General features: G+C 72.3%; 25 protein-coding genes and 2 pseudogenes. 18 read left to right on the top strand and 9 right to left on the bottom strand.

All coding sequences use genetic code 11. From position 1 onward, the window contains the following. Nucleotides 1-14 precede the first annotated feature (14 nt). The 8 genes and pseudogenes from BJF79_RS48055 (at nt 15) to BJF79_RS48020 (ending at nt 8,447) form a co-directional block, all read left to right on the top strand. Entirely contained in the window at nt 15-623 is a 609-nt protein-coding gene (locus BJF79_RS48055; RefSeq protein ID WP_158079526.1) for a TetR/AcrR family transcriptional regulator, read from the top strand. A gap of 176 nt (nt 624-799) precedes the next feature. After that, nucleotides 800-2,137, top strand: a complete 1,338-nt coding sequence (locus BJF79_RS48050; protein ID WP_083734797.1) for an alkyl sulfatase dimerization domain-containing protein — start codon at nt 800-802, stop codon at nt 2,135-2,137. A 94-nt stretch (nt 2,138-2,231) separates the two neighbouring features. Next, the gene (locus BJF79_RS48045; RefSeq protein ID WP_083734796.1) at nt 2,232-3,170 is read left to right on the top strand and encodes a TauD/TfdA dioxygenase family protein; all 939 of its coding nucleotides are present in this window, start codon (nt 2,232-2,234) and stop codon (nt 3,168-3,170) included. A gap of 210 nt (nt 3,171-3,380) precedes the next feature. Next, nucleotides 3,381-4,013: pseudogene (locus BJF79_RS64855) on the top strand (ABC transporter substrate-binding protein); the annotation flags it as partial. A 95-nt stretch (nt 4,014-4,108) separates the two neighbouring features. Then, on the top strand, nt 4,109-4,780 hold the full coding sequence (locus BJF79_RS48035; RefSeq protein WP_075907262.1) for an ABC transporter substrate-binding protein: 672 nt from the start codon (nt 4,109-4,111) through the stop codon (nt 4,778-4,780). A gap of 51 nt (nt 4,781-4,831) precedes the next feature. Next, nucleotides 4,832-5,773, top strand: coding sequence for an ABC transporter permease (locus BJF79_RS48030; RefSeq protein WP_075907261.1), 942 nt, complete (start codon nt 4,832-4,834; stop codon nt 5,771-5,773). Further along, nucleotides 5,770-7,605: a dipeptide/oligopeptide/nickel ABC transporter permease/ATP-binding protein gene (locus tag BJF79_RS48025; RefSeq protein WP_083734794.1), complete on the top strand. Its 1,836-nt coding sequence runs from the start codon at nt 5,770-5,772 to the stop codon at nt 7,603-7,605. Before BJF79_RS48030 ends, BJF79_RS48025 begins: the two co-directional genes overlap by 4 nt. Further along, nucleotides 7,602-8,447 carry an ABC transporter ATP-binding protein gene (locus BJF79_RS48020; RefSeq protein ID WP_075907259.1) on the top strand — a complete coding sequence of 282 codons (846 nt, stop codon included), beginning with the start codon at nt 7,602-7,604 and terminating at the stop codon, nt 8,445-8,447. Before BJF79_RS48025 ends, BJF79_RS48020 begins: the two co-directional genes overlap by 4 nt. A gap of 62 nt (nt 8,448-8,509) precedes the next feature. On the opposite strand, the gene BJF79_RS54900 is transcribed toward BJF79_RS48020, so the two are convergent. After that, nucleotides 8,510-8,680, bottom strand: a complete 171-nt coding sequence (locus BJF79_RS54900) for a hypothetical protein (protein WP_262403644.1) — start codon at nt 8,678-8,680, stop codon at nt 8,510-8,512. Nucleotides 8,681-8,795: 115 nt separating this feature from the next. Between BJF79_RS54900 and BJF79_RS48015 the strand changes: the two genes are divergently transcribed. Beyond that, nucleotides 8,796-9,794 (top strand): DUF5701 family protein, encoded by a 999-nt coding sequence (locus BJF79_RS48015; protein ID WP_262403643.1) that lies wholly within the window; start codon nt 8,796-8,798, stop codon nt 9,792-9,794. 20 nt (nt 9,795-9,814) lie between these two features. On the opposite strand, the gene BJF79_RS48010 is transcribed toward BJF79_RS48015, so the two are convergent. Both BJF79_RS48010 and BJF79_RS48005 read right to left on the bottom strand, forming a co-directional pair. After that, nucleotides 9,815-10,720 (bottom strand): pyridoxamine 5'-phosphate oxidase family protein, encoded by a 906-nt coding sequence (locus BJF79_RS48010; RefSeq protein ID WP_075907258.1) that lies wholly within the window; start codon nt 10,718-10,720, stop codon nt 9,815-9,817. 23 nt (nt 10,721-10,743) lie between these two features. Further along, nucleotides 10,744-11,205 (bottom strand): VOC family protein, encoded by a 462-nt coding sequence (locus BJF79_RS48005; RefSeq protein WP_075907257.1) that lies wholly within the window; start codon nt 11,203-11,205, stop codon nt 10,744-10,746. Between the two features lie 121 nt (nt 11,206-11,326). On the opposite strand from BJF79_RS48005, the gene BJF79_RS48000 reads away from it, so the two are divergent. Beyond that, nucleotides 11,327-11,899: a CGNR zinc finger domain-containing protein gene (locus BJF79_RS48000; protein WP_075907256.1), complete on the top strand. Its 573-nt coding sequence runs from the start codon at nt 11,327-11,329 to the stop codon at nt 11,897-11,899. A 195-nt stretch (nt 11,900-12,094) separates the two neighbouring features. Beyond that, a complete protein-coding gene (locus BJF79_RS47995; RefSeq protein WP_075907286.1) occupies nt 12,095-13,615 on the top strand; it encodes an MDR family MFS transporter in 1,521 nt (506 codons plus the stop codon). Here the strand turns inward: BJF79_RS47995 and BJF79_RS47990 are convergent. Then, on the bottom strand, nt 13,612-16,017 hold the full coding sequence (locus BJF79_RS47990; protein WP_075907255.1) for an Hsp70 family protein: 2,406 nt from the start codon (nt 16,015-16,017) through the stop codon (nt 13,612-13,614). The two genes, BJF79_RS47995 and BJF79_RS47990, sit on opposite strands and share 4 nt — an antisense overlap. 83 nt (nt 16,018-16,100) lie before the next feature. Then, nucleotides 16,101-16,649, bottom strand: a complete 549-nt coding sequence (locus BJF79_RS47985) for a dihydrofolate reductase family protein (protein WP_075907254.1) — start codon at nt 16,647-16,649, stop codon at nt 16,101-16,103. A gap of 108 nt (nt 16,650-16,757) precedes the next feature. Between BJF79_RS47985 and BJF79_RS47980 the strand changes: the two genes are divergently transcribed. After that, nucleotides 16,758-17,363 carry a DNA-binding response regulator gene (locus BJF79_RS47980; protein WP_075907253.1) on the top strand — a complete coding sequence of 202 codons (606 nt, stop codon included), beginning with the start codon at nt 16,758-16,760 and terminating at the stop codon, nt 17,361-17,363. Here the strand turns inward: BJF79_RS47980 and BJF79_RS47975 are convergent. The 3 genes from BJF79_RS47975 to BJF79_RS47965 form a co-directional block, all read right to left on the bottom strand. After that, the gene (locus tag BJF79_RS47975) at nt 17,253-19,166 is read right to left on the bottom strand and encodes a sensor histidine kinase (RefSeq protein ID WP_075907252.1); all 1,914 of its coding nucleotides are present in this window, start codon (nt 19,164-19,166) and stop codon (nt 17,253-17,255) included. The two genes, BJF79_RS47980 and BJF79_RS47975, sit on opposite strands and share 111 nt — an antisense overlap. A 100-nt stretch (nt 19,167-19,266) precedes the next feature. Then, nucleotides 19,267-19,914 (bottom strand): winged helix-turn-helix transcriptional regulator, encoded by a 648-nt coding sequence (locus BJF79_RS47970; protein WP_075907251.1) that lies wholly within the window; start codon nt 19,912-19,914, stop codon nt 19,267-19,269. Nucleotides 19,915-20,066: 152 nt separating this feature from the next. Further along, complete coding sequence (locus tag BJF79_RS47965; protein ID WP_262403642.1) at nt 20,067-20,696, bottom strand: TetR/AcrR family transcriptional regulator; 630 nt, start codon at nt 20,694-20,696, stop codon at nt 20,067-20,069. Between the two features lie 139 nt (nt 20,697-20,835). Here BJF79_RS47965 and BJF79_RS47960 point away from each other — a divergent pair, with 139 nt between their 5' ends. From BJF79_RS47960 to BJF79_RS47945, 5 genes are read left to right on the top strand one after another with little or no spacing between them, the layout of a single operon-like run. Then, the gene (locus BJF79_RS47960) at nt 20,836-21,669 is read left to right on the top strand and encodes an NAD(P)H-binding protein (RefSeq protein WP_075907249.1); all 834 of its coding nucleotides are present in this window, start codon (nt 20,836-20,838) and stop codon (nt 21,667-21,669) included. After that, complete coding sequence (locus BJF79_RS47955; protein ID WP_262403641.1) at nt 21,666-22,142, top strand: nuclear transport factor 2 family protein; 477 nt, start codon at nt 21,666-21,668, stop codon at nt 22,140-22,142. Before BJF79_RS47960 ends, BJF79_RS47955 begins: the two co-directional genes overlap by 4 nt. Next, nucleotides 22,139-22,798: an alpha/beta hydrolase gene (locus BJF79_RS47950; protein ID WP_262403640.1), complete on the top strand. Its 660-nt coding sequence runs from the start codon at nt 22,139-22,141 to the stop codon at nt 22,796-22,798. The genes BJF79_RS47955 and BJF79_RS47950 overlap by 4 nt, the downstream gene beginning before the upstream one ends. Beyond that, a complete protein-coding gene (locus tag BJF79_RS64850; RefSeq protein ID WP_262403639.1) occupies nt 22,777-23,022 on the top strand; it encodes a hypothetical protein in 246 nt (81 codons plus the stop codon). The genes BJF79_RS47950 and BJF79_RS64850 overlap by 22 nt, the downstream gene beginning before the upstream one ends. A gap of 35 nt (nt 23,023-23,057) precedes the next feature. Continuing rightward, a complete protein-coding gene (locus BJF79_RS47945) occupies nt 23,058-23,501 on the top strand; it encodes a nuclear transport factor 2 family protein (protein WP_075907248.1) in 444 nt (147 codons plus the stop codon). Between the two features lie 39 nt (nt 23,502-23,540). Here the strand turns inward: BJF79_RS47945 and BJF79_RS54895 are convergent, their stop codons facing one another. Beyond that, the gene (locus BJF79_RS54895; protein ID WP_143220998.1) at nt 23,541-23,783 is read right to left on the bottom strand and encodes a hypothetical protein; all 243 of its coding nucleotides are present in this window, start codon (nt 23,781-23,783) and stop codon (nt 23,541-23,543) included. 59 nt (nt 23,784-23,842) lie between these two features. Between BJF79_RS54895 and BJF79_RS47940 the strand changes: the two are divergent. Beyond that, nucleotides 23,843-24,954: pseudogene (locus tag BJF79_RS47940) on the top strand (XdhC family protein). Nucleotides 24,955-25,016: the final 62 nt, after the last annotated feature.

Genomic DNA, 25,016 nt, shown 5'->3' with positions numbered 1-25,016 from the left:
TTAACGTGTACTTCGTGACGACGCAGACATTGATCTTGCTTGCCGCCGAACGGTTGTTCGCGGCCCAGGGCATCGACGGTACTTCGTTGCGGCAGATCAGTGTCGCCGCCGAGCAGCGCAATGCGAATGCGGCGCAATATCATTTCGGTGACCGGGAGTCGCTGATAAAGGCGATCTTCCGGCACCGGCTGGACGTGATCGACGCCCGGCGGCGCGAGCTGCTCGAACCCCTCGGCGCCGACAGCGACACCCGTCCGGTGGTCGAGGCGCTGATCCGCCCGCTGGCCGAGCAGGCCGTCCGGCCGGACAGTCACTACGTCCGTTTCCTGAACCGGCTGTTCGAGTACCTGGGCAGGCGGCCGGGCGCCCTTCCCGAGGCGGGCGGCCTGGACGAGGCCGTAGCCGCCGGCCGGCTGCTCGCCGACCGGCTGTCGTCGCGCCTACCCCCGGTGCAGGTGCGGCTGCGGATCCGCTGGGTCAGCGAACTCATCCTTTCGGGCCTCGCCGAACTGGAACAGCTCCACCAGGACGGGGAGGGCGGCGACCCCGAGGAGGTCACGGCCGCCGTGATCGACGCGGCCACCGGGCTGCTGACGGCACCGTCGTCGAGTCGCCCGGGATAGCGCACCGGAACATCCCGCGCTTTTGGCGCGAACAATTCACAGAAAACAACAGGACGGCGCAGCCGTGGGTTGCGCATGCCCAAATTCGATCTCAATCGGCAGCATTCGGAAGCGGATGATGACGATTGTTCGTGATCGGCGGCGTCCGATGGGCGCCGACATCGAGGAGGTCGCCGATGTGCGACGAGAAACCGAGCAACGAAGAACTCAGCGACGAGGAACGAGACGGCGAGCGAGACGACGCCGGGAACCCGAACCCGAGCGCGCAGTGGCTGGGGTCGGGTGAGCGCAGTCCGAGCGAGGCCAAGTTCTTCTGGACGGGCGGCCCCGTCGAGGTCGCACCCGACACCTGGTTCGCGTCCATCGGGTCGGGGGTCACCGCGTTCGCCACCGACGACGGGCTGGTCCTCGTCGACTCCGGGACCCGGCTGTTCGCTCCCGACATCGCCGAGCGGATCCGGGACCGCAGCGACCTGCCCGTGCACACCGCCGTCTACACCCACGGCCACGTCGACCACGCCTTCGGCCTGGGCGCGTTCCTGCACGAGGGCCGGCCGCTCCCGCGCGTCATCGGACAGGCCGCGATGGCCGAGCGCTTCGCCCGCTACGAGCGCACCCCCGAGCACAACGCGGTCGTCAACAGCCGGCAGTTCGGCGGCCGTCCGGACGATCCGAACTTCCGCACCGCCGAGCTCCGGTTCGGCGCCCCCGAGCATCCGCCCACCCTCTACTACCAGGACGCCCTGGACATCACGGTCGGCGGCGTGCGGTTCGAGCTGCACGCGTGCAGGGGCGAAACCGACGACCACACCTGGGTTTTCTCTCCCGACCGCGGCGTGCTGTGCACCGGCGACCTGATGATCTGGGGCGTCCCCAACGCGGGAAACCCGCAGAAGGCGCAGCGTTACCCGTGGGACTGGGCGCGGGGCCTGCGCGCGATGGCCGCCACCGGAGCCCGTTCGCTGTGCCCCGGGCACGGCGGTCCGATCGTCGACGACCCCGGGCTGGTGCGCCGGGTGCTGCTGGAGACCGCGGAGCTGCTCGAACAGATCGTCGAGCGCACGCTGCAGGTTCTGGAGGACGGCTCGCCCCCGCACGTCGACGTGGTCCGCCGGGTCGAGCTGCCGCACTCGGCCTCGCCGTGGCTCCAGCCGGTCTACGACGAGGCGGAGTTCATCGTCCGCAACGTCATCCGCTACTACGGGGGCTGGTGGAGCGGCCGCCCCAGCGAACTCAAGCCCGCGACCCGCGCGGACGTCGCGGCGCAGGTCGCCGACCTCGCCGGTGGCGCGCACACGGTCCTGGAACGCGCGACATCGGTCGCCGAGAGCGACCTGCGGCTGGCCTGCCACCTGGCGGACTACGCGCTGGAGGCCGCCCCCGGCGACGAGCGCGTCCGTACCGAGGTCGCCCGGCTCTACGCCCTGCGCGCCGAGGGCGAGGAGGGGCTGATGGCCACCAACATCTATCGCTCCGCGGTCTCCTACGCCGAGGCCGGCCGGCCGTTCGCCTGAACCGGCCGGACGGCACCACCGGCGACGCGTCCCATCGCCGCCGGACGACCCCTCATGCGCGGCACCCGTCCCGTTCGCCAAGGAGGCGACCAGAATGACCTCTCCCGACACCACCATCGACCTGAAATCGGTCCGGACCACCGAAGACGACGGACGCCGAGGGCCGCGGCCCGCGGTGACGGCCCGCGAGCTCACCACCGGGGGCACCGGCGAGCCGTACACGCGGCTGACGCCCGTCCAGTACAGCGCGACCCTCGGCGCGGAGATCCCCGACATCGACCTGTCCGAGCCCCTGGACGACGCGGTGCTCGCCGAGCTGCGCCGGGCGCTGCTGGAGTACAAGGTGCTGTTCTTCCGGGACCAGCACCTGACCGCCGACCGGCACGCCGCGTTCGCACGGCACTGGGGTGAGCCGCAGATCCACCCGTTCCTACCCAAGGCGGGCAGCCCCGAGGTCGTCCGCCTCGCGCACGACGCCGACGCGCCGGGGGTGGAGAACATCTGGCACAGCGACGCCTCGTTCAGCGCGACCCCGCCGTTCGGTTCCATCCTGCGCGCGGTCGAGGTGCCCGACATCGGCGGCGACACCATGTGGGCCGACATGGCCGCGGCCTACGACGGCCTCCCCGGCGACGTCCGCGCCAGGATCGACGGGCTCTCCGCCACGCACGACTTCACGCAGAGCTTCGGGAAGCTGATGACCGACGAGCAGCTCGCCGCGGCCCGCGAGAAGAACCCGCCCGTCGCGCACCCGGTCGTCCGCACGATTCCCGAGACCGGCCGCAAGCTGATCTACGTCAACCAGGTGTTCACCGCCCGCATCGACGGCGTCGACATGGCGGAAAGCGCGGAGCTGCTCGACCTCCTCATCGACCAGGCCAGGCACCCCGAGTACCAGGTCCGGTTCCACTGGGAGCCCGGTTCCATCGCGTTCTGGGACAACCGCGTCACCCAGCACTACGCGCTGTGCGACTACTACCCCCGCCCCCGGGTCATGGAGCGCGTCACCATCACCGGCGCCCGCCCCCGCTGACGCGTCCCGCCGAGGCGTCCCCGGCCGCCTCGGCACGGCCCAAGGCCGGGCCGGTCAACTGCCAAGGAGAGTGAACCCTTGCGCCATCTCAGATTCCTAGCCGCGGGGGGCGCCGCACTGGTCTGCGCGGCGACGCTGGCGGGTTGCCAGCAGTCCTCGGGAACGAGCGGGGAGGCGGACGACACGCTGACGGTCGCCCTCCCGATCAGGATGTCGTCCTTCGATCCGACGAGGCTCAACACCGGCTCCGGCCTGCTGTACTGGCAGGCCGTCTACGACACGCTGGTGCGGCTCGACGCGCGGCGGCGGCCGGTGCCCGGCCTCGCCACATCCTTCGAGTACAACGACGATCAGACGGAGCTGACGCTCGACCTGCGCCGGGGCGTGACCTTCAGCGACGGGAGCGCGTTCGACGCCGAGGCCGCCAAGGCCAACCTCGACCGCTTCCGCACGACCGACGGCCCCGGCAAGGCCACGGCCGCCTCCATCGAGGAGGTGCGGGTCGCTGCGTCCCACCGCCTGGTGCTGCGCCTGTCCGAGCCGGATCCGGCGCTGCTGGCGAACCTCGCGTCGGCCCTCGGGGCGATGGCCTCGCCGCGCGCCCTCGAAGCCGGGACCGTCGCGCAGAAGCCCGTGGGATCCGGCCCGTACGTTCACGACGCGGCCGGGTCTCGGGAGGGGACCGTGTCCTACACCCGGAACAAGTCCTACTGGGGCAATAAGGACTTCCCCTTCGACGACCTGGAGATCGTCACCCTCGCGGATCCGAACACCGTCCTCAACGGGCTGAAGGCCGGGCAGATCGACGCCGCCGCGGTTCGGCCGGCCCAGATCGAGGCGGCCGAAGCGCGAGGGCTGTCGATCGTGAAGTCCAGCACCGACTGGAAGGGGCTGGTCATCGCCGACCGGGAGGGGAAGACGCTGCCGCCGCTGGGCAGGTGGAGGTGCGTCAGGCGATCAACCTGGCCTTGGACCGCGACCTGTTCGCCAATGCGCTCATCCCCGGCGGATCCCGGAAGACGGCCCAGATCTTCGCGAGCGACACCACCGCCTATGACGAGTCGCTCGACGACATGTACCCGCGTGACGTGGCCAAGGCGAAGAAGCTGATGGCGGAGGCGGGCCATCCGGACGGCTTCTCCGTCACCATGCCCGATCTCACCTCGTTCGCCGGGACGCCCGCGCTGAACACGGCGGTCGAAAAGCAGCTCGGCGCGATCGGCGTCAAGGTGAAGTGGGAGAAGGTCCCGCCCCAGGAAGTGCTCGGTGCCATGCAGAGCGGCGAGTACCCGATGTTCTTCACGTCGATGCCGTCGAAGAAGCCCTGGCAGGACATCCAGCTCTCGGTGCTCCGCTCGGCGGCCTGGAATCCCTTCCAAACGTCGGATCCGGAACTGACGGAGCTCGTCCGCGCCGCGCGGTACGCCGACCCGGGGCCGGCGCGGGACGCGGCCTTCAAGGCGGTGAACCGCTGGCTGGTCGCCAACGCGTGGTACGCGCCGATCATGGCGCCGGTGCAGGCATGGGCGTCCGGGTCCGGGGTGCGGATCGAACGGCAGAGCCAGGGGAGCCCGCCCGACCTGGTCCGCTTCCAGCGGTCCGAGGGGTGAACCGATGGTGACGACGTTCGCGTACCGCTCCGCGGGTCCCGGGGAGGAACGATGACGAAGATCCTGATCAGGCGGCTCGGCTCGGCCGTCGTCCTGTGGGCCGCGGTGGCGACGGTGGCGTTCTTCCTGACCGGCGCCGGCGGCTCCGACCCGGGACGGAACGTCCTCGGGCCGTCCGCGACGGACGCGGCCGTCGCGGAGATGAACCGCGACCTCGGCGTCGACCGGCCGCTGCCGGCGCAGTTCGCCGAATGGGCCGGGCAGGCGCTGCGAGGCGACCTCGGCCGGTCGTACCTGAGCGACCGGCCCGTCGTCGAGGGGCTGGGGCAGCGGCTGTCGGTGACACTGTCCCTGGTGGGGCTGAGCCTCTTGGTCGTGGTGGGCCTGAGCCTGCTGCTGGCCGTGCTCGCGGCGACCGGGCGGGCGGGGGTCGACCGCGCCGTCCAGAGCCTGTCGCTCATCGGCCACGCGGTTCCCGGATACCTGATCGCGCTTCTGCTGCTCGCGGTCTTCGCGGTGGAGTTCCGGATCTTCCCGGCCTTCGGCTATGTGCCGTTCACCGACTCGCCGGGACGCTGGCTGGGCGCCATGACGCTGCCGGTCGCCGCCGTCGCACTCGGCAGCGTCGCCGGGGCCGCGCTCCAGGGACGCGGCGCGCTGATCGACGTGCTGGACGCGGATTACGTCCGCACGCTCCGCTCGCGCGGCGTCTCGTCCAGGTCCCTGCTGCTGCGGCACGCGCTGCGCAACGCGGCGCCACCGTGGCTGACCTCGCTCTCCCTGGCCTTCGTCGCCATGCTCGGCGGCACGTTCATGGTCGAGAAGGTCTTCGCGCTCCAGGGGCTCGGCACGCTGGCGGTGGAGGCGACGCTCGCCGGGGACCGTCCCGTCATCATGATGCTCATCCTGCTGACCAGCGGCATGGTCATCCTGGTCAACCTGCTCACCGACCTGGCCCAGATGTGGCTCGTCCCCAAGGCGCGTACCACGTGAGCGCCGCACCGCCCCGGCGGGCGCCGGTCCTGCGCGCGGTCGTCCGCAATCCGCTCGCGCTGGCCGGTTCCGTCCTGTTCGCCCTGATGTTCGCCGCACTGACGGCCGCGTTCGTCATCGGCTGGGTGGACCCCGCCGCGCCGACGGAGGCGAACCTGCACGAGCTCAACGCTCCCCCGGGCACTCCCGGGCATCTCCTGGGCACCGACAGCGGCGGGCGGGACGTCCTGGTCCGGCTGGTGGCGGCGACGAAGCCGACCATGCTGAGCGCCGCGATAGCGCTCACCGTCGCGGTGGCGCTCGGGGTGCCGTCCGGGCTGGTCGCCGGCTACTACGCCGGACGGGTCGACATCGCGTTCGAGTGGGTGGCCGGGCTGGCGATGTCGCTGCCGTCGCTGATGGTGCTGATGGCCATCATCGCGGGCCCGGGCCCCTCGATGTGGATCAGCATGACCGCGCTGGGCTGCATGATGGCGCCGGCGATCTTCCGGCTCGTCCGGGCACAGGTGCACGCCGTCCGGCGCGAGCTGTACATCGACGCGGCCAAGGTTTCCGGGGTCGGCGACGCGCGCATCATCGCCCGGCACGTCCTGCGCGTGGTCCGGGCCCCGGTGGTCCTGATGATCGGCATCATGTCCGGCGTCGCCATCACCGTGCAGACCGGCCTCGACTTCATCGGCCTGGGCGACCCCGCCACGGTCACCTGGGGACGGATGATCGGCGAGGGGTTCGACGCACTGGACACCGACCGGCTGCTGTTCGTGTGGCCGGGGCTGGCGATGGCCTCAACCGCGATGTCGTTCTTCCTCCTCGGAAACGGAATCCGGGACGCCCTGCAAGGTGTGGACGCCGCGACGCGCACGACGAAGCGGCGCCGATCCCGGAACTCCGGCCGTGCCCGGCCTACCGGCGCCCACGCGGCGGAACGTCCCGCTCCGGACGGGCCGCTCACCGCGCGCGACCTCACCATCGGCTATCCGGACGGCTCCGGCGAGCCCGCGGAGGTGGTCAGCGGCGTGACGCTCGGGCTGCGCGCGGGAAGCACCCTCGGACTCGTGGGAGAGTCCGGCTGCGGCAAGACCCAGACGGCCTTCGCGCTTCTGAACCTGCTGCCGCGCCGGGCCGAGCTTCTGTCGGGCGAGATCTGGCTGGACGGCACGGACGTCCTGCGGCTACCGCCGGACGCGCGCGAACGGCTCGTCCGCGAAGCGATCGCCTACGTGCCGCAGGAGCCGATGAGCAACCTGGACCCCGCGTTCACGATCGGCTTCCAGCTCATCGAGCCGCTCCGGGCCCGCGGGCTCGGACGGGCCGCGGCGCGGGCCCGCGCCGCCGAGACGCTCGCCCGGATGGGAATCGAGGACCCGGACCGGGTGCTGCGGTCCTATCCGCACCAGATCTCGGGCGGGACGGCCCAGCGCGTGCTCATCGCCGGCGCCGTCACGACCGAGCCGAAGATCCTCATCGCCGACGAGCCCACCACCGCACTGGACGTGACGGTGCAGAGCGAGATCCTCGACCTGCTGCGCGGGCTCCAGGAGGAGTCGGGCATGTCGATCCTGCTGGTGACGCACGACCTCGGCGTCGTCGCCGAGATGTGCGACGACGTCGCCGTCATGCGCGCCGGGCGCGTGGTCGAGACGGCACCGGTGGACGTCTTCTTCCGGGCTCCGGTGCACGAGCACTCCCGCGCGCTGCTCGCCGCCGTGCCCGACGAGGACCGCGTGCGGGCCGACTACGACGCCGGGACGGTCCCGGCGGCACGGCCCGGCGCGCGGGGCGAACCGGCCCCGCGCACGTCGAACCGGAATGTCGGAGGTGTCGACCGTTGAGCCTGCTGGAGACCGACGAACTGGTGGTGCGCTATCCCGGACGCGGCCGCCGCGCCGCGCCGTTCACCGCCGTCGACCATGTGACGCTCGACGTCCGCGCGGGAGAGACCGTCGGGCTCGTCGGCGAGTCCGGCTCGGGCAAGACCACCGTGGGCCGCGCCGTCCTCGGCCTCGCGCCCGTCGCGTCCGGCCGCATCCGCTACGACGGCAGGGAGATCCAGCGGTGCACCCGGGCGCAGCGGCGCGCGCTGGCGGCACGGATACAGGTCGTCTTCCAGGACCCCTACACCTCCCTGAACCCGGCGATGAGCGTGGCGGACATCCTCACCGAGCCGCTGGTGGCGGCGGGCACCGGCAGGCGCGAAGCGCACCGCCGCGTCGCCGACCTGCTCGACCGGGTCGGCCTGCCCGGCGACGCGGCGAGCCGGTTCGCCCGCGAGTTCTCCGGCGGGCAGCGGCAGCGGGTGGCGATCGCGCGGGCCCTCGCCCCGGGCCCCGAGCTGGTGATCTGCGACGAGCCCGTCTCGGCGCTGGACCTGTCCACCCAGGACCGGATCCTGCGGCTGCTCCTCGACATCCAGCATCGGACCGGCATCGCCTATCTGTTCGTCTCCCACGACATCGCGGTGGTGCGCCACCTCAGTCACCGGGTGGCCGTCATGCGGCGGGGGAAGGTACTGGAGTTCGGGACCTGCCGGCAGGTGACGACCGAACCCGCCCACGCCTTCACCGAGGAGCTGCTGCTGGCCTCCCCGGTCGCGGACCCCGCCCGGCAGCGCGACCGGCGGGAACGGCGGCGGCGGGTTCGCCGCGCGATCGACGGTCACCGCGAATCCCCGTGAACGCCTTCGATGGCGAGAAACATCCCGCCGGGGTCCCCCGCCGGTTCCGTCCGGGTTCTGGGTCACCCCTGCGCGTTGGCTTCGTCGAGGTCGCGGACGGTCTGGGCGAAGGCTCGGAGGAGCAGGGTTTCGTTCGCGGTGCGCCAGACGAGAGCCCATCGGCAGGGCGGGGCGTCACGGACGGGGACGAAGACCAGGTTGGGCCACGGGTAGAAGCAGGCGGCCTCGGCCACGGTCGCGGCAATGCCTGCGGACCCATGGCACCCAAGGTCGCGTTGATCACCAGCCGTGCCCTGATGGAGGGCGTTCCCGTTCACCATGTTCGGCGGCCGGTGGGCCGAGCGGACCATGGACTTCGTCGAGATCGCCGCCGGGCAGATCGGGCGGATGACCACCGATGGACGGGCGACCGAGTTCGCGCTGCCCGACCGGGCCGCCCGTCCGCACGCCATCACGCCGGGCCCCGATGGCGAGCTGTGGTTCACCGAGTGGGGCGGGAACCGCGTCGGCTCCATCACCGCCGACGGCGTGATCCGGGTGCACTACCTGCCCACCCCCGGCTCGGAACCCCACGGCATCGCTCTCGGGCCCGGACGGCGCCCTGTGGGCGGCGCTGGAAACCGGCGCCCTCGCCCGCATCGCCCGCCGCTGAACCACCGGATCGCACGGAAGGCTCTCATGACACCACAGACGATCGTCGACGCGGGCACGGAATTCGACCGGCAGGTCCACAACCTGGTCGAACACGAATATCCGGCGATGGCCGACATGACCCCGGAGCGGTTCCACGCTCTCGTCGCACCCTTGCGGCCGGTCGCCGTGGACGCCGGGAACCTCGGTCACGAGCCCGGCGCCGGGCGGCTGTCCTTCCTGCTCGTGGTCCAACGCCAGGTCGTCCCGATCGAGCAGACGATGCCGCGCACCGCCCTGCACGGGAAGGACAAGCCCGGCTTCGTCGACCGTTCCTTCGAACCCGGATCCCTCGAACGTTTCGTCGCCACCGAGGAGACCGACCTCCCCGACGGGCCGGCTTACCTGCTGTTCGACATCGAACGCGGCGAGGAGTTCTGCGGCGCCGTCCCCAACGACGCCATGGACACCATCTCCGCCAGGGGACGGACCCTTCTCACCATCGAGGAGGGCGTTGCGATGATCACCCAGTTCCCGGAGGTCCTGGTCAAGAACAAATGCTTCTCCCTGGGCGGCTCACGCTGCGGTGACCGCCGCGTCCCGGCGATCTGGATCAGCCAGAAGGCCCCCAAACTCGGCTGGTGCTGGGAAGGCAACCCCCACACCTGGCTCGGCATGGCCTCCGCCGACCACCGCGGCGGCGTCCGAGCGGGGTAGGGGTCGGCACGCCGTGCTCGTCAGGGGCGGACGGGCGGGTTGAAGCGGGACGGGACGGGTTCGCTCCACCGCAGCGGGACGGCGTCGGGTGTCTCGACGACGTCGGTGACGGCGAACTCGACGAGCCGTTCGGCGCCCGGCACGGCGGCGGCGTGCGCGGGTTCCCAGTCGGTGCGCGCCGTCCCGGTGAGCTGCAGGACGGCGCCGGTGCGCCAGTCGGGGAACAGCAGTCCGGCACGGGGCTGGACCTCCAGGTTGCCCAGGGTGTTGAACATGGCGTTGCCGACGTAGTCGGGCCAGCGCAGCAGGGTCGGCGTCACCGCCTCCACGAAGCCCGGGGCGCCGCCGCGGTGGGAGGCGTCGGCGTCGCCTTCGCGATCGGAGGTGGCGATGAAGAAGGTGTCGGCGCCGGTGATCCACCGTTGCTGGTCGCCGGTCAGCGCGCGGGACCGGCGCGGTCGGCCGGGCGCGACCGGCTCCCGGTGCGGTCGGCGCTTCTGGATGTACTTGGGGCAGTTGGAGTACACCTGATCGAGCCGGACGCGCAGGCCGTGCGGGGTCGGGACGGCGCGTCCGTTCATCCGCATCCGCCGGTGGCGGGACGGCTCGATGGCGAGCAGGCCGACCGCGGCCGGTTCGGCGAGCGCCCGGTGCAGCGGGTCGTCCGGGCCCGTGCGGGCGTCGATCAGGACGGTGCGGGCGTCGTCGGCGCGCAGGAAGCCGGGCCGTCCGGTGAGCAGCGTGGCCCACATCCGTCCCCCGCCGTCGGCGGCGCCGAGTACGACCATCGGCTGCTGGAGCAGGAACTTCTGCGCCACTTCGGGGATCTCCGCCCGGATGGCGCGGCCGGAGAACCCGCCCTGCTCCCGCAGGCCGGCGCGCCGCTGGGCGGCCCGTTCGCCCTCGTGGTAGACGTCGACCGCCACAGCGGCCTCCTTTCGACGATCGGTTAGAAGAATCCGCAGGTCGGGGCGGTTCCGCTCGGCGCGGGCGCGGTGTCGGCCCCGGCGGGCGCGTAGATCTCCAGGCGGGTGCCGTCGGGGTCGGTGAAGAAGATCCCGCCGGAGGAGACGCCCTCACCGTGCGGGACGACTCCGTCGTGCGCGAACGCGGCGCCCAGGTCGCGCAGCACCCGTTCGGCGGCCTTCACCTCCTCGATCGTCTCGACCTGGAACGACAGGTGGTGCAGGCCCGCCGTCCGGGCGGAGAAGGCGGTGTCGCTCTGCTGCCACAGGGTGAGCACCACGCGCCCGTCCCGTCCGAGGAAGGCCCAGCGGCGGTCGTCCTCCTTGCCCTCGGCCTGCACCTCCAGCCCGAAGACGCGCTCGTAGAAGGGCAGCGACCGATCGACATCGGTCACGTTCAAGCCCACGTGCCCGGTCTGCAGGTTCTTGATGGCGATCGTCTCCATGGCACATACCTCGCTAATCCGGGCGATACCGCCCGGCTCGTCCTAACCGGCTATCGAAAGATAAGGGGTTAGGTCGCGATCGTCAACCGGCTAAGTTGCGATAGCCGGGTAGAATCGGGCCGTGGAGTCGGAGCACCGTCCTCAGCCGCGGGTCGCAGCGGACCCGCGCCCGCTCGTCGGCGAACCGCTGTGCCTCGATCTGCTCAATACGCGCTGGGTGGTCAACGGCGCCCGGCACGATCTGCTCGACACCACCGCCGGGCTGGACGTCTGGCTGCGCTCGACCGGGCTGGACGACCGCGCGACGGCCGGGCGGGCGATGCTCGACGCCGTCGTGGAGACCCGCGACATCCTTCGCGCGCTGGTGGAGCGGCGTTCGTCCCCCGAAGCGGCGGAGGCGCTCAACCGGGTCCTCGCGCACGGCGCGCTGCACCCGAGGCTCGGCCCCGGCGGCCCCGAGCACCGCCCCCGGACCGACGAGCCCGCCTGGCTGCCGTCCTGGCTCGCCGCCGCCGACTACCTGCGGCTCCTGAACGACGACCCCGGCCGCATCAAACCGTGCGCGCACCCCGACTGCGTCCTGTACTTCCACGACACCACGAAGAACGGCACCCGCCGCTGGTGCTCCATGGCCGTCTGCGGCAACCGCGCCAAGGCCGCACGCCACTACGAACGCAGCAAGACCACCCCGTAGACGCGCACCCTCCGCCCCTCATCACCGCGGCGAGCCACCGTCGGGGCACGTTTATCTCTCCCTGGTCATGGGAGACATCACCTATCCCGAGCCCGCGACGAGGTCCGCGACGACTTGTGGCGCCGGCGTGCGTCCACGGTCGGCCTCGGCCGGTGGTCCCGGGCGCCCGGCATCCTCTGGTCGAACGGAGCCGACATGGCAACGCCCACCGCCGAACGGTCCGGCGGGCTCGACCGCGACGTCATCGTCACCGGGCTCGTCATCGTGGCCGGGATGATCATGGTGGTGCTCGACACCACGATCGTCAACGTGGCACTGGAGTCGCTGGGCACCGAACTCGACGCGCCGCTGTCGACGATCCAGTGGGTGGTGACCGGCTACCTGCTCGCGGTCGCCCTGGTCATCCCGGTCACCGGCTGGGCCATGGACCGGTTCGGCCCCAAGGCGACCTGGATCACCGCCGTAAGCTTGTTCGCGATCGGCTCCGCGCTGTGCGCGGCCGCCTGGTCGATCGAGAGCCTGATCGCCTTCCGCGTGGTGCAGGGCCTCGGCGGCGGAATGCTGCTGCCCGGCGGGCAGGCGATCATCACCCGGGCCGCCGGGCCGGACCGGCTGGGACGCGCGATGAGCATCCTCGGCGTCCCCATGCTCCTCGGACCGGTGCTCGGTCCCGTGCTCGGCGGCCTGCTCGTCGAATACACCAGCTGGCACTGGATCTTCATCGTCAACGTCCCCGTCGGCATCCTCGCCGTCGCCCTCGCGGTGTGGAAACTGCCCGCCGGGGGCGCCCTCCCCCGATCCGGCCACCTCGACCTGCGCGGACTCATGCTGCTCTCCGGCAGTCTCGCCGCCCTGCTCTACGGGCTGTCCGAGGCGAGTTCGCACGGTGGGTTCGGCGAGTGGGGCGTGCTCGGATGGCTCCTCGGCGGCGCGGTCGGCCTCGCCCTGTACACCTGGCACAGCCTGGGCAAGGGAGCCGCGTCGATCATCGACGTCCGCCTGCTCACGAACCGGCGCTTCGCCTTCGGGACGGTGGCGGTCTTCCTCGTCGCGATCGGGCTGTTCGGCGGCATGCTGCTGCTCCCGCTCTACTACCAGACGGCGCGCGGCGAGGGCGCGCTGAGCGCCGGGCTGCTGCTCGCGCCGCAGGGCCTGGGCGCCATCGTCGCCATGGTGATCGGAGGCCGGCTCACCGACAAGATCGGCGCTGGCTACGTCGTGCCCGTCGGGATCGTGCTCGCGCTGCTCGGCACCTTCCCCCTCACCCAGGTGGGCATCGACACCTCCTACGCCTGGCTGAGCGGCGCCCTGTTCGTGCGCGGCATGGGCCTGGGGGCGGTGATGATGCCGACGATCGCCGCCTCCTACACCACGCTCGGCAAGGACGTGGTGTCGCGGGCGGCGCCCACGCTGTCGGCGATGCAGCAGGTCGGCGCGTCACTCGGCAGCGCCCTGCTGGTGACGGCGCTGACGCGGCGGTTCACCGACCGGCTCGCCGCCCGGGGCGTCCGCCCCCGGGGCGGCGGCGGTACCGACCAGATCGGCTCGATCCCGCCCGACGCCATGCCGGTGGTCGGCCCGCCGCTGGCCGACGCGTTCGGTTTCGCGTTCTGGATCGCCTTCGCGCTCACCGCGCTGATCATCGTGCCCGCGCTGTTCATGCCCCGGCACGCGGCCCGCGACCGCGACGGCCCGCCGGTGGCGGCCGGTGTCTAGCGCCGGTCTCCCGCCTCGCCGGACGTGAAGGCGTACGGCATTCGCTCCGCCTCGCGGGTCATGCGGGCGATGTCTTCTTCGGGCAGGGCCGAGTCGGACGTCGCGGTCATCGACCGCCGCTCGCCGGCGACCAGGTTCTCGGCCGTGACGTGGACGTTGCCGTTGGCGTCGACGTCGACGGTGACTTCGAGCCACGGCGCGTCCGGGGGGTCGGCGGGCGGGCCGGTGAGCCGGAGCGCGCCGAGCCGCCTGTTGGACGCGGCGGTCTCGACCTCGCCCTGGTAGACGCGCACCTCCACCGTCCCGGGCGGCCCGCCGGACGGCAGGGACGCGACGGTCTCCGATCGCCTGGTCGGGATGTGGGTGTTCCGCTCGACGATCTTCGTGAGGGTGCCGTCCGCGCCCTCGATGCCGAGACTCGACGGGGCGACGTCCAAGATGAGGCGGTCCTTGACCTGACCCGTGAGGATGCCCGCGTACAGGCTCGCGCCGACGGCCGCGCCCTCGTCGGGGTGGACGCTCCGGTCGGGTTCCCCGCCCCCGGTCAGGGTCTTGATCAGCTCGGCGACGGCCGGCATCCGCGTCGAGCCGCCCACGAGGACGACCTCGTCGACGTCGCTCACCGCCAGACCGGCGTCCGCCAGCACCTGGTGGAACGGCTTCGCCGCACGGTCCAGCAGGTCGGCGGTCATCCGCTGGAACTCGGCGCGGGTGAGCCGCTCTTCGAGGTGCAGCGGGCCCGCGGCGCGGGCGATGTGGGGCAGGCCGATCCAGGTCTCCGGCGCGGAGGACAACTCGATCTTCGCTTTCTCCGCGGCCTCGCGGAGCCGCGCGGACGCGGTGGGGTCTTTCGCCAGATCCACGCCGTGGGCCTTCTCGAACCCGTCCACCAGCCGGGCGACGATCCGGTCGTCCCAGTCGTCGCCGCCGAGGCGGCCGTCGCCGGAGGTCGCGAGGATCTCGGCCACGCCGTCGCCGACGTGCTGCAGCGACACGTCCAGCGTGCCGCCGCCCAGGTCGAAGACCATGACCGTGGCGTCGTCCGGGCGGAGCGCGAGCCCGAGGGCGACGGCGGACGGTGCGGAGACCACCCGCAGGACGTTCAGGCCCGCGATCCGCGCGGCCTCCGTGACGGCCCGGCGTTCGCGCTCGGAACGCGCGGCCGGGACGGTGAGGACCACGTCGGTGACCGGTTCCCCGAGGTGGGCCTCGGCGTCGTTCCTGAGCTTCCGCAGGATGAACGCGCCGATCTGCTGGGGGACGAAGTCTTCGCCGCCGATCCGTCTCGTCCGGGCGCTGCCCATCTCGCGGGCGACCGATCGGACGGTCCGTTCCGGATGCAGGATCGCCTGCTGTTCGGCGGCGCGGCCCACCAGCAGCGTGCCGTCCGGGGCGACGGCGACCACGGACGGTGTGCCGCGCAGCCCGTGCGCGTCCGCGATGACGGTCGGTTCGCCGCCCTCCAGCACGCAGACCGTCGACTTGCGGGTGCCCAGGTCGATCCCGATCGCCCGGCGCTTCGGCGTCCCGAAGGGGTGGGTGTACGCGCGAGTGTCGTGAGGGTCCGCACCCGTCCCAGCGGTCGCACCGGTTTCACCGGTCGCGCTCGCCTCGGTGAGCGCGGTCAGCAACCCGGTGGCCGTGGGCCGCAGCGCGGGATCGCGCCGCAGGCACTCGCGGACGATCTCCCGCAGTGGCCCGTCCAGCTCGCCCAGCCGCGGCTCCTCCTGCAGGATCCGGTGGACGAGCACGTGCGCGGCGCCCGCGCCGAACGGGCCCCGGCCGGTCGCCGCGTACACCAGCAGGCCGCCGAAGGAGAAGACGTCGCTGGGCCGCTCCACCCGGCCGCCCCGGCACTGCTCCGGCGACATGTACGCGGGCGTGCCGATCGGGTGCGTCCCCGTCAGCAGGGTCGCGTCGGGGGTCACGGCCAGCCCGAAGTCGATCACCTTGGGGCCGTCCGCGGCCAGGAGCACGTTGGACGGCTTGAGGTCCCGGTGGACCAGTCCCTCGGCGTGGATCGCCGCCAGCGCTTCGGCCAGCGAGGCGGCCACGTCGAGCAGGTCCGGTGCGGGCAGCGGGCCGTCCGCCCGCACCCGGTCCCGCAGCGACGCGCCTGCGACGTACGCGGTGGCGAGCCAGGGCGGGGAGCCGTCGGCGTCGGCGCTCATCACGGGGGCGGTGAAGATGCCCGGGACGCGCCGCATCGCCGCGATCTCGCGGGCGAAGCGGTGGCGGAAGGACGGGTCCGCGGCGTACTCCGAGCGGACGACCTTCACCGCGACCCGCCGTCCGCCGGGCGAACGGCCCAGGTAGACGCGGCCCATGCCGCCCTCGCCGAGCAGCCCCTCGATGCGGAAGTCCGCGATCGTCCGCGGATCCTCCGGCCGCAGCGGCTCCAACGGCCACCTCCCCCGCCTCGACTCGGCCAAAGCGTAACCGCGATCGTCTCGCGGGCCGCGTGTCCGCGGGGGAGGCCGGCGGCTCAGCCGATGAGGAGGCGGTAGGTGAGGAGGACGACCCCGCTCGGGAAGGTGACCGAGTCGACCAGGTCGAGGGTTCCGGCGCTCTCCGGGCGGAACAGCGGCTCGCCGGAGCCCTTGACGACCGGGCAGAGCCAGATCTTGTACTCGTCCAGGAGCCCGGCGGCGGCGAGGCCGTCGGTCAGGCGGCCGCTGCCCCAGACGAGGATGTCGCCGCCGTCCTGCTTCTTGAGGTCGCCCACCGCCCCGGCGAGGTCGTCGCCGTCGATGACCGTGGTGGGGTTCCAGGCGGACGTGTCCACCGGCTCGCTCGCGACGACGTACTTGGCCATCGAGTTGACGTGGTCCGCGTAGGGGTTGCCGCCCATGTTCGGCCACGCCTGCGCCATGCCCTCGTAGGTGACGCGGCCGAGCAGGAGCGCGTCTGCGGCGGTCGTCATGGTGAACGCCTGGGTCTGGGACTTCTCCTCGGAGTACTGCAGCGACCATTCGTGGGGGTTGTCGATGAAGCCGTCGAGGGTGGCGTACGTAGAAGCGACGATCTTGCGCATGATTTCCTCCGGTTCGGCCGGTGTCGCCGGGGTTGGCGTCATTAGACTCGCAATCCGAAGAATCCGCCGGTAGTGGCCGGGTTCAGCAGTTCCATGTGAAGGATTCACATGATCCGTGTGATGGTCGCCGAGGACGTCCGCATCCTGCGGGAGACGCTGACCACCGTCCTCGGGCTGGAGGACGACATCGAGGTGGTGGCCACGGTCGAGCGCGGCGACCGGATCGTCGCCGTGGCCGAGCGGGCCCGCCCGGACGTGGCGGTGCTCGACATCGACCTGCCCGGCATGGACGGCCTGGACGCCGCCGCCGAACTCCGCACGAGACTCCCGGACTGCCGGACGGTCGTCCTGACCGGGCTGGGCAAACCCGGACATCTGCGCCGCGGGCTCGCCGCGGGGATCTCCGGGTTCCTGCTCAAGCACGCGCCGGCCGACGACCTCATCGACGCGATCCGCAGGGCCGTCGCGGGGGAACGGGTGGTCGACCCGCAGCTGGCCCTCGCCGAGCTCGAACGGGCGGAGAATCCGCTCACCGCGCGCGAGACCGACGTGCTCCGGCTGTCGGCGACCGGCGCGGAGGCCGACGACATCGCCCGGTCCCTCTCACTGAGCCGGGGCACCGTCCGCAACTACCTGTCGTCGGCCGTCATGAAGCTGGACGCCAGGAACCGCATCGACGCCATCCGCATCGCGACCGACCAGGGCTGGCTGTAGCGGCACCGACACCGCCAGCCGGAAGCGGTCCCCCTCCTTCCCGGCGGTCAGCGTCCCGCCCTGGTCCCGCACCCTCCGCTCCAGGTTCTTCAACCCCACGCCCGGGGCGCCGCCCCGCCCCGACGCGCCGTCGTTGACGAGGTCCAGCCGGACGCTCCGCGCCGCCGCCTCGACGGCCAGCTCGCATCGTTCGGCCTCGCTGTGCCGCAGCACGTTGGTGGCCCCTTCGCGAAGGACGGTCGCGAGGAGCGTGTCGGTCTCCGCGGGCAGCCGCACCGGCGGAACCGTCCAGGACGCCTCGATCCCGGCGGCCGAGAGCGCCGCGCGGGTGGACTCGGCCTCCGCCGCCAGCGAGATCTCGCCGCGCCCGGCCACGACGGCGTCCATGTCCGCCAGGGCGCGGCGGGCGGCGGCCAGCCCTTCGGACAGTTCGACGCGGGCCCGATCGGGGTCGCGGTCCAGCAGCCGCAGCGCCAGCTCGCTCTTGAGCACCACCACCGACAGGCCGAGGCCGAGCAGATCGTGCAGGTCGGTCGCGAACCGCAGCCGCTCGCGCGCCACGGCCGCCCGGGCCAGCTCCGCCCGCGCCTCCCTGACCTGCAGGGCCAGCTCGCCCATGCGGACCAGCCCGTACACGACCAGGGCCCGCTCGCCGGACCACACGATCTCGTAGGTCATCCCGAGCACGGTCGGGTCACCGAGCTGCGCGTCCCAAATGACGAGCAGCGGATCCACGCAGATCAACGGGACCGCCGCGACCCACCGCGCCCACCCGCGCAGCACGACCAGCACGACGCCGGGCAGGAAGAGGACCACGTGCCACATCGCCAGGTCGAAGACGAGCAACGGGGCCAGCGCGGGCACGAAGATGACCAGCGTCCACAACGGACGGCCCGTGGGGGTGCAGGCACGGAGGTACAGCAGGACGAACGTCACGAGCGACGCGACGAACAGCATCGTCTCCGGCGCGCTCAGCTCGGCTTGCAGGAGACGCCGCGCCTCCACGGGCACGATCATGAGGCAGATCGTGGCGGCACCGAGCACGGCCACCACCGTGGACGTCAGGTCGTCGGCGACCGTCGCGCCCGCGAGGCGCTCGCGCCCGTATCCGTGCGCCACCGACCGCGTCTCGTTCAGCGCCGCCCGCGCCACGTCCAGCCGCCGCCTGATCGTCGCCGGGTCCCCGGTCCCGCCGTCCCGGACGACCCGCTCCAGGCTCACGCCCACCCGTTCGTTGAGCTGCTGCGCGAACACCAGCCGCTCGCGGGCCACCCCGGCCGCCGCGAGCCCGTCCCGGGTCCGCCGCATGTCGCTGACGAGGTCGGCCAGCCGGGCGACCCCGTACAGCGCGATCCCGACGAACGCCGCGTGCCCGACCGCCAGATAGGCCGCCTCCGCGACCGTCGGCCGGACCGGCAGCGCGGCGGCGAACTGGGCCGCGATCACCGCCGCGAACCCGCCCCACGCCGCCCACCGCCGTCGGAAGAGCAGGAGGAAGGCCGCCGCCAGGAACCCGGAGTTCCCGTACCAGGTGTCCGCGTACCAGACCATGCCCGCGGCCGTGAGGACCGCCTGGACGCCGAGCGTCCACGGCCAGCCCCGCACCCGCGCGTCCTCCGACCAGCGGATGCAGTTCCGCAGGTGGAGGAGCAGCAGCACGGTCAGCAGGACGAACGCCGCCGGTTTGCCTCCCGGCTCCGCGTTGACGATCCCGACGTATCCGCCGAACGCGAACCCGCAGCTCACCCCGACCGCGACCACGCGGGCCCAGCGAACGGCCGCCACCGGAGACGTGATGTCCATACGGGCCCTCCCAAGAAGGGGATCCCGCGCATCGTATAGACGAACGGTGAGGCCGAGGGGGCTTTGGCCGGGTACGGATCGGCCTTGGTGGCGCGGGCCGTCAGAAGCGGAACGCCTCGACGAACCGGTGGAGCGACTCGGGCTCGCCCTCCACCCGCACGCTGCCGTCGGCGAGTGCCTGCTCGGGGGTCTTGGCGCCGGTCATCATCGCGTGGATGCCCTGGTCGCTCCGCCTTTCGATGACGAGGTCCGGGGACGGGTGGGGGCCGATGCCGACCGTGAGGGCTCCGGCGGTGATCTGGATGCGGAGGGTGAACTCGCCCATGCGCACCTCGTAGCCGACGGTGGCGTCCCCGGCCGCCTCCGGGCGGTAGGTGGTGCGGAAGGCCATGGCGACCGATTCGGCGGTGACGGTCTCGCCGGGGCGGGGTTCGGTCATCGTGCGGGAGCCCCAGCGGCCGAGGGCGATCAGCGCCGGTTCCAGGTCGCGTCCGTAGTCGGTGAGCTCGTAGACGACCGCGCGCTCGGGGTGCGGGAGCGCGCGGCGGACGACCAGGCCCGCCTCCTCCAGTTGCTTGAGGCGGGTCGAGAGGATGTTGGTCGGGATGGCCGGCAGCCCCTTGCGCAGGTCGGTGTAGCGCTGGGGCCCCGACAGCAGGTTGCGGACGATCAGCAGCGTCCAGCGTTCGCCGATCATCTCCAACGCGCGGGCCAGGCCGCAGAACTGTCCGTACTCACGAGCCGCCATGCTGCACACCCTACATCGAACTTCACTTGACAAAGGGTGCTTGCAAAAGACAAGCTTCCTCCCGTTCAGCCATCCGGCCGGTTCGCCCGGTGAGGCGTGAGGGGGGATCGCATGACCGACGGCAGACGCACGACGGCCCTCGGCGGCGCGCCCTAGGCGCGGTAGTGGTCGAGGAACATCGCCACGCCGCCGGTGATGAGGCGGTCGGCGGTCTCCTCGTCGATGGGGGCGCCGTAGGTGGCGTGGACGAGGTGGGGATAGAGGGCCAGCGAGTAGAACTGGGTGATCGCCAGGTCGATGTCCGGGACGGCGAGGACGCCCTGGTCGATCTGGCGCCGCAGCGCCGCGGCGAAGATCGGGTGGAAGTGGCCGGGCCCGTTCTCCTGCCAGGCGCGGCCGAGCTCGGGGAAGCGGCGCTGTTCGTAGGTGACGAGCGCGCGGAGCCTGAGGACCTCAGGCCTGGTCATGTTCTGGAACCAGGCGCGGGCCGTGGCGACGAACATGTCGCGGACGTCGCCGTCGCACCGCAGGCACTCCTCGGCGTAGGCCAGCGACTCGCCGAGGGCGCACTTGAGGGCGTCGCCGATCACGGCCGTGAACAGCTCTTCCTTCCCGGCGAAGTGGTTGTAGACGGTCACCTTGGAGACGCCGGCCCGCACGGCGATGGCGTCCATGCCCGCCTCGTAGCCGTCCCGGAGGAAAACCTCCTGCGCGGCTTCGATGATCGCCGCCCGTTTCCGCTCCGCCCGCTCTCCCGTGGGAACCCGCCGTCCTTCGCTCACGGTCTCAGCATAACGGCCAACTGAACTGAACCGTTGCGTACACATGTACTGATCCGTATAGTGCAGTTCGCTCGCCGAAAGCGGGCTCACGCTGCGCTTTCGTATCGAACGTCGCCGGATACGACGAAGGGAACACACGATGATCTTTGTTGCGGGGGCCACCGGGAACGTGGGGTCGGAGGTCGTGCGCGCACTGGCCGCCGCGGGCGCGCCGGTCCGGGCACTGGTACGCGACCCGGCGAAGGCCCGGCTGCCGGAGGGCGTCGAGGCGGTGTCCGGGGACCTCGACCGGCCGGACACGCTGACGGACGCGTTGAAAGGTTCGCGTGCCGCGTTCCTGCTGCCCGGTTACGCCGACATGCCCGGATTGCTCGCCGAGGTCCGCCGGGCGGGCGTGGAACACGTCGTCCTGCTGTCGGGCGGTTCGGCCGGAAGCGGCGACATGACCAACGCGGTCACGCGCTACATGGCGCTGTCCGAGGCGGCCGTCCGGGAGTCGGGGGTGCCGTGGACGTTCCTGCGGCCGAGCGGCTTCATGTCCAACGCGCTGCGGTGGCTGCCGCAGATCCAGGAGGGGAACCGGATCCGGGTCACCTTCCCGGACGTGCCCGTGGCGTACGTGGATCCGTTCGACCTCGGCGCGGTCGCGGCGCGGGCGCTGCTCGGCGACGGGTACCGGGGCGAGATCCTCCGGCCGACCGGGCCGGAGGCGCTGCTGCCCGCCGACCAGGTCGCCGTCCTCGCCGGGGTGCTCGACCGGGACCTGCGCGCCGTCGGTCTATCGAACGCGGAGGCGCGCGCCGAGATGTCCGCCGCCATGCCGGCCGAGTACGTCGACGCGTTCTTCGACTTCTACGTCGACGGGGCGCTCGACGAGTCGATCGTCCGCCCGACCGTCCTGGAGGTCACCGGACGCGCGCCGCGCACCTTCGCGGAGTGGGCGGACGAGCACGCCGACGGCTTCCGCCGGTGACCGCGGCACCGAACCCGCGGCTGCGGCGCCTGCTCGCCGCGTCCGCCGCCGCGCTCGTCCTCGCCCCGCTGCCGGGGTGCTCCGACGCCGCCGAACCCGCGGCGGCCGTCCCGTCCCGGGAAGCGGCGCCGGAGCTGCTGCCGCCGGTGCGCGCCTACGTCGACGCCGTCGCCGCCGAGGATCCGGACGCGCTCGCCGGGGCGTTCGCCGAGGACGCCGTCCTGATCGACGTCGGCCGCCGGTTCGCCGGACGCGACGCCATCCGCGGCTGGGCGGACGCCGAGGTCATCGGCGGGACCCTCACCGTGACCGAGGTCGTCGAGAACCGGCCCGGCCATCAACGGCTGCTGGTGAATTTCGCACCCGGCGGCACCGGCGGCTTCGCGGCCCACTACGCCTTCACCGTCTCCGGCTCGGTCATCACCAAGGCCGAACTCACCTACGCCGACCAGCCGAAAGGAAACGACTCATGACCTCCCCCCAGAAGGTGACCTTCTCCAGCGAAGGCGTGTCCCTGACCGGGAATCTGTTCGTGCCCGACGGTGACGCCCCGGCGCCCGGCATCGTGGTCGCCGGGACCTGGACCAGCGTCAAGGAGCTGATGGCCGACCGGTACGCCGAACGCCTCGCCGACCGCGGCTACGCGGCGCTCTCGTTCGACTTCACCGGCTTCGGCGAGTCCGGCGGCGAGCCCCGCGACGTCGAATCGCCGGACCTGAAGATCCAAGACATCCGCAACGCCGTGACGTTCCTCGCGGGGCATCCGGCCGTGGACGGCGCGCGGCTCGGCGCGCTGGGGGTGTGCGCGGCGGCGATGTACATGAGCGCCGCCGCCGCCGACGACCCGCGCGTCCGGTCCCTCGCGCTGGTGGCGCCCTGGCTGCACGACGCGGAACTCTGCGCCGAGAACTACGGCGGCGACGCGGGCGTCGCCGACAAGATCTCCGCCGCGGAGAAGGCGCGCGCCCGCTACCGCGAGACGGGCGAGGTCGAGTACGTGCCGATGGTCAGCGGCAGCGATCCGCGCGCCGCCCTGCCCATGGAGGTCGACTTCTATCTCAACCCCGACCGCGGCGCGTCCCCGCCTGGCCCAACCGGTTCGCCGTCATGGCCTGGAAAGAGTGGCTGACCTTCGACTCCATCGCCCTGGCCCCCCGGATCACCGCGCCCGCCCTCCTCGTGCACAGCGAGGACGCCGCCATCCCCGACGGCGCGCGCCGCTTCCACGCCGGCCTGGCCGGCCCCAAGGACTTCGTGTGGACGGACGGGATCCAGTTCGACTTCTACGACCAGGAACCCCAGGTCACCTTCGCCGCGGACGCCGCCGCCGCCCACTTCGCCGCCACCCTGTGACCGCCCCCGACATCCCGAATCGACGAGAGGAACCCATGTCCGCCTTGGAGATCATCGAGACGTGCACGCGCATGGCATGGCACGCCGACCGGCGCGAGTGGGACCGGCTCGAAGCCGTGTTCGCCGACGAGGTCACGCTCGACTACACCAGCCTGAACGGCGGTGAGCCCGCCGTGCTGACCCCGCGCCGGATCGTCGAGGCGTGGTCGGCGACGCTCGGCGGCTTCGACGCCACCCAGCACCTGATCACCAACCACCTCGTCGACATCGACGGCGACCGCGCCGTCTGCACCGCCGCGTTCCAGGCCACCCACCGCCTGGCCGACCCGCACGGCTCCCCGCTGTGGACGCTCGGCGGCACCTACCGCTTCGACCTCGCCCGCACCACCGCCGGATGGCGGATCACCGGCGTCGTCATGACCGCCACCTGGGCGGACGGCAACCAGAACCTCCCCGCGCTCGCCGCCGCCCGCACCTGAGGCGCGACGCATCTCGACGGAGCCGTCCCGAACCGCGGTTCAGGGACGGCTCCGCTTCTGGCCGACCCGCGATTCGGGCGACTCGGCCACCACACCGTTGAGCGTGGCCACGAGCCCCGTCCTCTTCTTCCGGTACAGGGCCCGGCCGGGCAGCGTGCCGTTCGGCGGTGCCGTCGAGCGGAAGCGCGGACGCGGCCGAGAACGCGTCCGTTCCGTCCGTGGACACCCGGGGGCGAAGCGGACGGGCGCGTCGCGGCGGTGACCGGCCGCAGCCGGTGCCATCGACTCACCCCCGTGCATTATCTTGCATCTAAGGTATTGCCGGTTCGAGTGGGGTGCGCGTGCGTGACATCGTCGATGATCTGGGCGCCTGGCGGGCCGCCGGTCGGGATTTCGCGTTGGCCACGGTGGTGGGCACGTTCCGCAGCGCGCCGCGTCCGGCGGGCGCCGCGATGGCCGTGTCGGACGACGGCGTGGTCGCGGGCAGCGTGTCCGGCGGATGCGTCGAGGGCGCCGTGTACGAGCTGTGCCGGGAGGTCCTCGGCACCGGCACGCCCGCGCTGCAGCGGTACGGGGTCGCCGATGACGACGCGTTCGCCGCCGGCTTGACCTGCGGGGGGACCATCGACGTGCTGGTCGAGCCGGTCACCGCGGCGGGCTTCCCCGGTTTCGACGCGGTGCTCGCCGATGTCGTCGGCGGTGCGCCCGTGGCCGTCGCCACCCTCGTGGCGGGTCCCGGCCGGATCGGCGCGACTCGTGTCGTCCGGCCGGGCGGGGCGGCCGGATCGCTGGGACGCGGCGACGGTCTCGACGCCGCGGTGGACGACGACGCGCGCGGCATGCTCGTCCAGGGACGCACCGGCCTGCTGCGCTACGGCCCGGACGGCGAGCGGCGGCCCGACGACGTGACCGTCTTCGTCCGGTCCTTCCTGCCGCCGCCGCGGATGCTGGTGTTCGGCGCCATCGACTTCGCGGCGGCGGTCGCCCGGACGGGCAAGTTCCTCGGCTACCGCGTCACCGTCTGCGACGCCCGGCCGGTGTTCGCCACGCCCCGGCGGTTCCCGGACGCCGATGAGGTGGTCGTCGACTGGCCGCACCGGTACCTGCCGACCGTCGAGGTGGACGAGCGGACCGCGCTGTGCGTCCTCACGCACGACCCGAAGTTCGACGTCCCGCTGCTGGAGGCGGCCTGCGGACGCGCGCCGGTTACATCGGCGCGATGGGCTCGCGCCGTACGCACGAGGATCGGCTCGCCCGGCTCCGCGCGGCGGGGCTGACCGAGGAGGAGCTGAGCCGGCTCCGCTCCCCCAGCGGCCTGGACATCGGGGCCCGCACTCCGGAGGAGACGGCCGTCTCGATCGCCGCGGAGCTGATCCAGACGCGGTGGGGCGGCTCGGGTCGTCCGCTCGGCACCACCGAGGGGCCGATCCACGCGCCCCGAGGAAGCCGGTGACCTCCGGGGACGCGCCCGCGCCGCTTGCGTCATCAAAAGCTTAGATTTAAAATTCTTTGCAC

This window comes from Actinomadura sp. CNU-125 (genome assembly GCF_001942465.1).
Classification (GTDB): domain Bacteria; phylum Actinomycetota; class Actinomycetes; order Streptosporangiales; family Streptosporangiaceae; genus Spirillospora.
This window is presented reverse-complemented; position numbering and strand designations above follow the sequence as displayed.

Excerpts from the sequence above, each read along its gene's own strand:
- BJF79_RS48050 (WP_083734797.1), top strand. The coding sequence starts at position 800 with ATGTGCGACGAGAAACCGAGCAACGAAGAACTCAGCGACGAGGAACGA.
- BJF79_RS48045 (WP_083734796.1), top strand. The coding sequence starts at position 2,232 with ATGACCTCTCCCGACACCACCATCGACCTGAAATCGGTCCGGACCACC.
- BJF79_RS48030 (WP_075907261.1), top strand. The coding sequence starts at position 4,832 with ATGACGAAGATCCTGATCAGGCGGCTCGGCTCGGCCGTCGTCCTGTGG.
- BJF79_RS48015 (WP_262403643.1), top strand. The coding sequence starts at position 8,796 with ATGGACTTCGTCGAGATCGCCGCCGGGCAGATCGGGCGGATGACCACC.
- BJF79_RS48005 (WP_075907257.1), bottom strand. The coding sequence starts at position 11,205 with ATGGAGACGATCGCCATCAAGAACCTGCAGACCGGGCACGTGGGCTTG.
- BJF79_RS47995 (WP_075907286.1), top strand. The coding sequence starts at position 12,095 with ATGGCAACGCCCACCGCCGAACGGTCCGGCGGGCTCGACCGCGACGTC.
- BJF79_RS47985 (WP_075907254.1), bottom strand. The coding sequence starts at position 16,649 with ATGCGCAAGATCGTCGCTTCTACGTACGCCACCCTCGACGGCTTCATC.
- BJF79_RS47980 (WP_075907253.1), top strand. The coding sequence starts at position 16,758 with ATGATCCGTGTGATGGTCGCCGAGGACGTCCGCATCCTGCGGGAGACG.
- BJF79_RS47975 (WP_075907252.1), bottom strand. The coding sequence starts at position 19,166 with ATGGACATCACGTCTCCGGTGGCGGCCGTTCGCTGGGCCCGCGTGGTC.
- BJF79_RS47970 (WP_075907251.1), bottom strand. The coding sequence starts at position 19,914 with ATGGCGGCTCGTGAGTACGGACAGTTCTGCGGCCTGGCCCGCGCGTTG.
- BJF79_RS47960 (WP_075907249.1), top strand. The coding sequence starts at position 20,836 with ATGATCTTTGTTGCGGGGGCCACCGGGAACGTGGGGTCGGAGGTCGTG.
- BJF79_RS47950 (WP_262403640.1), top strand. The coding sequence starts at position 22,139 with ATGACCTCCCCCCAGAAGGTGACCTTCTCCAGCGAAGGCGTGTCCCTG.
- BJF79_RS64850 (WP_262403639.1), top strand. The coding sequence starts at position 22,777 with ATGGCCTGGAAAGAGTGGCTGACCTTCGACTCCATCGCCCTGGCCCCC.
- BJF79_RS47945 (WP_075907248.1), top strand. The coding sequence starts at position 23,058 with ATGTCCGCCTTGGAGATCATCGAGACGTGCACGCGCATGGCATGGCAC.
- BJF79_RS54895 (WP_143220998.1), bottom strand. The coding sequence starts at position 23,783 with ATGGCACCGGCTGCGGCCGGTCACCGCCGCGACGCGCCCGTCCGCTTC.